Annotated in this window: 1 pseudogene; it reads right to left on the bottom strand. The window is 36.2% G+C overall.

The window, feature by feature from the left end:
• Positions 1-34: 34 nt before the first annotated feature.
• Positions 35-322: pseudogene (locus FC85_RS09555) on the bottom strand (LtrC-like protein); the annotation flags it as partial.
• Between the last annotated feature and the right edge of the window lie 54 nt (positions 323-376).

The following is a 376-nucleotide window of genomic DNA, read 5'->3' as shown; positions in this document are numbered from 1 at the left end:
TCTATTACATTATAGCATGTCCCTTAAAAACTGGCTAACGTTTTAGGCTTTGATCAAGTTTGGATTCGGGTTGTTTGATTTCCGGATTCTGTTCAGCAAATGCTTTCAGTTGTTTTTGTGTTCGATTACTGATTTCATGGTGTATATCATTTAGTTTATTTTTTAGTTCTGATTTTTGTTGTGGGTTCCTTGCTTGCTGAACTTGTTGTTGCAAGCTTTGATAGGACTTATTCAGTGACTGGGCTGCTAGCATTTTTAAATCGTGCTCAGGTCCTTCTTGTGCTTCTTGCAAGCCTAATTGTTTGGTTAAGCCATCACTAAGAAGCTGTCCAAGATCTATGATTTTTGATATACTTCTATGTAAAAAGCGAGTTTA

This window comes from Lentilactobacillus diolivorans DSM 14421 (genome assembly GCF_001434255.1).
In the GTDB taxonomy this organism is placed as follows: Bacteria; Bacillota; Bacilli; order Lactobacillales; family Lactobacillaceae; genus Lentilactobacillus; species Lentilactobacillus diolivorans.
The sequence above is the reverse complement of the archived record's forward strand: the minus strand, read 5'-3'. Positions and strand labels throughout refer to the sequence as shown.